Raw genomic sequence first — 3,530 nt, forward strand, 5'->3', positions numbered from 1 at the left:
CCGCCAATGGAGAGGCAGCCTTCGTAGAACGCCGCGGACTTCGCGCCCAGGGGACGATAGCCCGGGTTCAGCATGGCAAAGAACGGCAGCGCTTCCCGCCCGCGGACGGCAGCGACGTCGGGATCGACGTCGAACTGGTCCTCCAGGACAGCGATCTGCAGCGGAATCCCCAGCTGCGGGGCCGCCAGGCCCACGCCTGGGGCCTTGTGCATCACGCTGCGCATGAGGTCTATGAGGTGGCCGAGGTCGGCATCAGTCAACTGGCCATCGTACGGCGCCGCCACGTGCCGGAGCACCGGGTGTCCGGCCTGGACAATCGGCGGGAGGATGCCGGCGCTCAGGATCTCCTGGACGGTCTCGCTTATCCGGGCGGCGCTGTAGTCAGTGGGCCTGGCGTCATAGGGCATGCCCCCACACTACTGGCGCCCGCACGCCTTTGTAACAAAGTCGTAGATGCGGGCGCGAAGTTGGCTGCCGGCGTCGATCTTCACAATTCCCTCGCGGCCCGCCACCCTGACCTGCAGGGGCAGGAGTGTGCCCACCTTGTCTTCGGCCACTGCATGGGGATCGCAGCGGGAGGGCCTGATGCCGAGGCGCACTTGGGCCGGGGCACCRCCGGCGCGGACCGTCACCGACCGGGGCCACGGGGCTTGTGAGGCCTCCGCCAGCAGCGTGGTTTCCTCGATCCGGTCTATCACCAGTTCACCGGCGCCGGCGGCGGCGCGCGGTTGCAGCAGCAGACGCACGACGGCGGTCCGACCGTCCGCGCCCACCTCAAGCTCGGGATCCAGCGTGATCGTGGCGACGGCCGAGGCTTCCCGGGCAAGGCACAGCTCCGAATTGTTCCGCGCCAGGACGCCGAACGGGTCTGTTGCCGGGGCCATGGCCGGGACCGGCACGGCACCTTCCGGCGTGGCCAGCCGCAGGGATACACGGGCGTCGCCCGCAGCCCCGGAGGTGGCTCCCGGTCCGGCCGGGCTGCCGCAATCCGGGGCGGGCAACGGTGCCGGCAGGCTCTTGGGCTGTCCGGGCGGAAGCTCGATCCCGCCGGTGCGGGCGGACCAGATGATCGGGGCCGCGAAGAGAGGGCTGGTCAGTTCCGCGCCGAGGACCGTCAGGGCATGGCCGGTGGTGTTCGTGAGCTGGATTTCGATGATCTGCTTGCTGTAGTTGTCGCGGAACTGGCTGATTTCCGCGGTCACGGGGCCTGTGGGGATCGGGGTCGCCGACGCCGTCGCGCTTGCCGGGGAGGCGGTGCCGCCGGCCGTTCCGTAGCTGCACGACGCTGCCGCGCCGAGCAGCAGCGTGGCGGCCGCTGCCCGCAACGCCCAATACGATGCGGCGCCGCGCATCACGGGAAGTCCGTCCATGCGCACAGTCTATTCCGGGGCAAACCCGTGCCAATGCGCTGCCTAGTGCATCGTGAAACGGCGGGCGATCAGGGAATTCACCGGCGGAACCGCGGCGACGCCTGCGATGCCACGGTTCCGCAGCGCCAGGAGACGGTCCGTGAGGGGCCGGCCCAGGGCCATGTTGATTTCCGCCTGGCGTGCGGCTCTCGCCGCCGCCCGCAACCGGGTCCGCTCAAAGGTCCGGAGGCGATCCGCGACATCCTGGCCGCGCACGGCCGCCGAGACGATCGGTGCCAGCGCCGCCGCGTCCAGCCAGCCGAGGTTCATGCCCTGCCCGCCGATGGGGCTCACCTCGTGGGCCRCATCCCCGATCATCACCACCCGGCCGGCCACCATCCGGGGGGCCAGGCGCGTGCGGACGCCGAAGCGGCTGAGCATGCTGTTGGTCCCGGCGTCGATGGCGAGTCCCGTCCGTTCGCGCACGCAGCCCGTGAGCCACCGGGCGTCGACGCCGGGAGCGCCGGCTGCTGGTCCGCCGGCTGCTGGTCCRCCGGCATCAGGTCCGCCGGGCGGGGAATCGCCAGCCGCGGAGTCGCCGGTACCCAGCCGGACCACCCAGCGTCGGAGCTGGCCGGGCAAGGGGAACGACTCCACGATGCCGGCGCCGGAGAGGAACAGTGCCGCGTCCGGACCGAACCCGGTGCCGTCCGCGAAGTCACCCATCAGGTAACTGTCCGGGTACTCTTTCACGCGCACGTCGACGCCCTGCAGCGCCCGCACCGTGGAACGCACGCCGTCGGCAGCAATGACCAGCGGCGCCGAATAGCGCAGGGCGCCACTCCCGGAGTCCGCTTCCACGCTGACCCGGCCGCCGTCGTCGGACAGCCCGGTGAGGCGGACGCCGCGGTGCAGGGCGCCGTCGCCGAGCTCGTTGACCCGCCGTTCCAGGTGCGCCTCAGTGCGGGCCTGGGGCAGGGACAGGACGAACGGAAAGCGGTCCGAGACGCCGGCAAAAGACATCCGGGCGAGGCATTTTCCGCCGGCCAGTGCCATACCTCGGCGGATCTGGACCCCCTCGGCAATCATGGCCTCGGCAACTCCGGTTCCCGCGAGCGCGGCCAGCGCCGGCGGATGGATGCCGATGGCGCGCGACTGCGGCTCCGGTGCGCCCCTCTGTTCCAGCACCTGCACATCCACGCCGTCCTGCAGCAGCAGCGCGGCCATGAACAGCCCCACCGGACCGGCACCGATGATCAGAACCTCAGCCACTGGCGCCGGGCCCTGACTGGTAGGCGCCGCCGGGAGTGCCGTGCAGCAGCAGGTTCCGGAAGGGGGCGTGGCGGGCGACGGTCCAGCCCGGGGGAGCGGCGGCGGCCAGCTCCGCGGCGGTGTAGCTTCGGCGGATCGAGGTCAGCCCGTCCTGCCGGATGTAGGAGCCGGTGAGCACCCAGGAGCCGGCAGAGAACAGCGCGTAGGCGGCGGGGCTGCGGCGGATGTCGTTGTGGACCACTGTGCCGCGGGACAACCGGGCCGACTCGGCGAGAAACGCTTCCAGCCCGTCAAGGTGGTGCAGGACATGGTTGGATACCACGAGGTCGTACCGGTGGCCCTCTTCGAGCAGCTCCGCGCTGGCCGCCTGGCGGAACGTCACGTCCGCCGTCGCGTGGCGGGCGCGGGCGAACAGGATCGCCCGCGGATCCGGGTCAATGGCGGTGACCTCGAGACGCAGTCCGTCCCGGGCCGCCCACCGGGCCAACAGCACGGAAACGTCGCCCCCGCCGCACCCTATATCCAGCAGGGACGTGGCGGAAGCGGTGGACAGCCGGGGCCTGATACGGGACCGGTAGATGCCGCGCCAGCCGGCGACGGCACGGTTGACGAGCGCAAACTGGGCATACGTGCGCTCTAGGCGGCCGGGGTCGCAGCCCGGCAGGTCCATTTCCTCGACGGCGTCGGATGCGCGGTCCAGCAGGAGGGCCGGCCGAAGGTGTTCCGTGCCCCGCTTCGCGCTGAACGGTTTCAGCGTGGCCGCTTTCAGACCCGCACCGCTACGGACTGTGCTGGTTCCGCCGTTGGCTCCTGCCGCGGAGCTGCGGCGGGCCGCGTGGCCGCCACCCGGGTGAAGAGCGCCGTCTCGACCGTCAGGCCCGGACCGAAGGCCATGGAGCAGATCCGTTC

4 protein-coding genes and 1 pseudogene are annotated in these 3,530 nt (G+C 71.3%); all 5 read right to left on the bottom strand.

Annotation, left to right across the window (positions count from 1 at the left end; genetic code table 11):
• Positions 1–407: peptide deformylase (locus tag AC1DHX_RS20440; protein ID WP_476900438.1), on the bottom strand; the 407-nt coding region annotated here is incomplete at its 3' end.
• Positions 408–416: 9 nt separating this feature from the next.
• On the bottom strand, positions 417–1,370 hold the full coding sequence (locus AC1DHX_RS20445) for a hypothetical protein (RefSeq protein ID WP_476858553.1): 954 nt from the start codon (positions 1,368–1,370) through the stop codon (positions 417–419).
• A 42-nt stretch (positions 1,371–1,412) separates the two neighbouring features.
• The gene (locus AC1DHX_RS20450) at positions 1,413–2,621 is read right to left on the bottom strand and encodes an FAD-dependent oxidoreductase (RefSeq protein ID WP_476900439.1); all 1,209 of its coding nucleotides are present in this window, start codon (positions 2,619–2,621) and stop codon (positions 1,413–1,415) included.
• Complete coding sequence (locus tag AC1DHX_RS20455) at positions 2,614–3,291, bottom strand: class I SAM-dependent methyltransferase (RefSeq protein ID WP_476900440.1); 678 nt, start codon at positions 3,289–3,291, stop codon at positions 2,614–2,616. Before AC1DHX_RS20455 ends, AC1DHX_RS20450 begins: the two co-directional genes overlap by 8 nt.
• A gap of 95 nt (positions 3,292–3,386) precedes the next feature.
• Positions 3,387–3,530 (bottom strand): annotated as a pseudogene (locus AC1DHX_RS20460) (type III polyketide synthase); the annotation flags it as partial.

The organism is Arthrobacter sp. 05N33_2 (genome assembly GCF_056397425.1).

Excerpts from the sequence above, each read along its gene's own strand:
- AC1DHX_RS20455 (WP_476900440.1), bottom strand. The coding sequence starts at position 3,291 with ATGGACCTGCCGGGCTGCGACCCCGGCCGCCTAGAGCGCACGTATGCC.